Annotated in this window: 4 protein-coding genes; 2 read left to right on the top strand and 2 right to left on the bottom strand. The window is 47.3% G+C overall.

The window, feature by feature from the left end:
- Positions 1 to 128: 128 nt before the first annotated feature.
- Positions 129 to 506 carry a hypothetical protein gene (locus tag A3751_RS13540; RefSeq protein WP_068456960.1) on the top strand — a complete coding sequence of 126 codons (378 nt, stop codon included), beginning with the start codon at positions 129 to 131 and terminating at the stop codon, positions 504 to 506.
- Positions 507 to 590: 84 nt separating this feature from the next.
- On the opposite strand, the gene A3751_RS13545 is transcribed toward A3751_RS13540, so the two are convergent.
- Positions 591 to 1,391, bottom strand: a complete 801-nt coding sequence (locus A3751_RS13545; protein ID WP_156492454.1) for a hypothetical protein — start codon at positions 1,389 to 1,391, stop codon at positions 591 to 593.
- Positions 1,392 to 1,715: 324 nt separating this feature from the next.
- Here A3751_RS13545 and A3751_RS13550 point away from each other — a divergent pair, with 324 nt between their 5' ends.
- A complete protein-coding gene (locus A3751_RS13550) occupies positions 1,716 to 2,102 on the top strand; it encodes a SirB2 family protein (RefSeq protein ID WP_068456967.1) in 387 nt (128 codons plus the stop codon).
- 143 nt (positions 2,103 to 2,245) lie between these two features.
- Here the strand turns inward: A3751_RS13550 and A3751_RS13555 are convergent.
- On the bottom strand, positions 2,246 to 2,687 hold a 442-nt coding region (locus tag A3751_RS13555; RefSeq protein ID WP_156492455.1), incomplete at its 5' end, for an EAL domain-containing protein.

Consider the following 2,687-nt stretch of genomic DNA (forward strand, 5'->3'; position numbering starts at 1 on the left):
GCCTTTGTTTTATCTGCAACAGTGTATTGCTAACCGTGCCTTTTTACGCAACACGCCAAGTGCTATGGTTACGGTTTTACTTGGGGTGACATAACGTCCTCCAAGCAACTATAAACAGGAAATGCGCCATGGCCGAGATTTTGACGATCTGCCTTGTCATTGTTGGTTTGATTAATTTCCTACCCGTTGTTGGCATTATCTCGGCTCCAAAGCTTGAGTCCGCATACGCAATTTCATTACAAAGTATCGAGCTGCAAATCCTCATGCGTCATCGCGCATTGCTGTTTGGTATTTTGGGCGGATTTATACTTTTCTCAGCCTTTAACCCCACCTACCAAATCGCAGCAATGGTTATGGCTGCTGTCAGCATGATTGGCTTCGCTGTTATCGTGCTCATATCAGAAGGCTATAACGCAGCGATCGCAAAGGTCTTCAAAATTGACATAGTGGCGATCGTATTCTTAGCCATTGCAGCAGCGCTAAAATACTATATTGAAGTCCGTTAGGGCTCGATAGCAGCGCGCAACCTCTCTGGCTTGCAAGTAGCCGCTGCATTCGGGTTAACATTCAAGCACTATCAAAGACGCCGATCAAAGCAAGTGAAACAATCTAGAACGGCGTTTAGCGGGCAGCACTTTAATCTCTCCACTTTCCGGCGCTCCCTCTCGTGTTGCAAACACAGTTCTAATGCGTGGTACCTCAGCTTCATCACACTCGATCACAAATTGTGTTTCTTCCAGACTAAATTGCACAAGCCATTTCGTATGGCTCAAATGCGGATACGCACTTTGCTCGGGCATGGGCGCGCTTTGAAAACCCGCATACACATCGACCAACACCTTAACCAAACATTCCGCCGTCACCGCATAGCCCGTCGCCCAGGCACAGCGTCGCATAAACGCGCGACCGACTGCATGTGCGCTCAAAGCCATGAGTCGTTCAGACGTCCACGTATTAATTGGATCGGATGGATTGCACACCGAACGACACAGATACAATACGCCACCCTCTTCCTCATCGTCATTCCACGCACCGCTCGGCTCAATGTAGTAAACCGTCGATGTCGCTTCCCTTTGCCCAATGACTTCCGTCGCACCAAGCTGCTCCTGCATAAGCTCTTTGATGCGCTTATAGTGCATACGTTTTTTGCGCGAAGAGTCTTTGTTGCATCGCGCCATGTCTGCTGCAGCAACGTCAATCGACCCTTTGATACCTGCATCAAGAACGTGTAGTGACGATATGAACTCATCGGCCATAGAGCGCGCTTCACTTGGGCTAAGCTTGACCCGCGAACTAAACGCGAACGAGTCACTTGAACGGGGCTTAAAAAAGTTTGCTAGACCATCAATCTGATAGTGCGTTTGATTTACGTTATAAGCAGGTGTCATCACGGTTCAGCTCCACATTGGTGAGTACTTATCTCGTAGAGTAATGGCCGTTGCGACACTTCTTGTCGCGAAAGAGCAAAACTACTCAGCCAGCAAAGGAGTTTGCGTACGGCTCCCATCTCAAAGAAAACACAGATCTTGAGGCACACACCCGATCCCAAGGATCACAGCGATCGAGAGCAACGGTTCGGCGCGAGAATTGATCGCTTTAACTATCGCATTCAACATAAGTCGTCTTGGTGAATTACAATGTGCTCAATGAGGCTATGATCGACTTTTTTGGGCATCACTGGCTTTTAACTCAATTACTAAACAGGGACGTTCTTTATGTCTTACCTCGCTTTAAAGCATCTCCACATAACATGCGCGCTACTTACGATCGTGTCGTTTTCTCTGCGAGGTTATTGGATGCTCGTGGACTCGCAATTATTGCAGCATAAACTCGTGCGTATCTTGCCGCACATGGTCGATACCGTATTGCTGGTGAGCGCAGTCGCACTCACCATCACTATCCAACAATATCCTTTTCAAGACGCATGGTTGACGGCAAAGCTGTTCGCACTACTGGTGTATATCGCATTTGGCACGATGGCGCTAAAACGAGGAAGAACCAAACGCACCCGAGCCGTTTATTTCGTCCTATCGATAGCGACATTTGTCTATATTTTTAGCGTCGCTCGTTCGCATCAAGCCATACCATGGTTTGACGTGTAGAACACAGCCAAGCGGCCATTTCGAATCGCTGGCAAACACTTAAGGGAGGATTAATTTTGCGGAGCCGCAGAGCTTGGGCTGATAAGGAGGAGTTCGAAAACAAACTAAGAAGACATTAGAGTCCTCACGCTGCGAAACAAAGCTTAGTGATCAACGCGCTTCATCTTGACGACATTACCTTCTGCTTTGGGCGCAATAAACTCAAGAAAGTCGAAATAAGTTAACGGACGGGAGAAATGGTAACCTTGGCCATACTCGCATCCAAGGCTCTGAAGAAAGAGGTGGTGTTCTTCACTTTCGATGCCTTCCGCCACAGACTCCAGACCGAGTGAGTTAGAAAGCGCAACAATCGTCTCTACCACCGACTTGGCCTGCTCACTGCTCTCGAGCTCCATAACAAAAGACTTATCAATTTTAAGCGTTTCGATCGGTAGTTTTGTTAAATAATTCAGCGATGAATATCCTGTACCAAAATCGTCGAGCGCAATACTAAAGCCCATATCTCTTAACTTTTGCAGCGCCTGAATTGAATGATCTAAATCAGAAATGATTGAGCTCTCGGTAATCTCAAACTCAATCCAATCC

It is taken from the genome of Oleiphilus sp. HI0080 (assembly GCF_001635135.1).

What these genes read in the sequence shown, in the direction of transcription:
- A3751_RS13540 (WP_068456960.1), top strand. Translation starts at nt 129, where the DNA reads ATGGCCGAGATTTTGACGATCTGCCTTGTCATTGTTGGTTTGATTAAT.
- A3751_RS13550 (WP_068456967.1), top strand. Translation starts at nt 1,716, where the DNA reads ATGTCTTACCTCGCTTTAAAGCATCTCCACATAACATGCGCGCTACTT.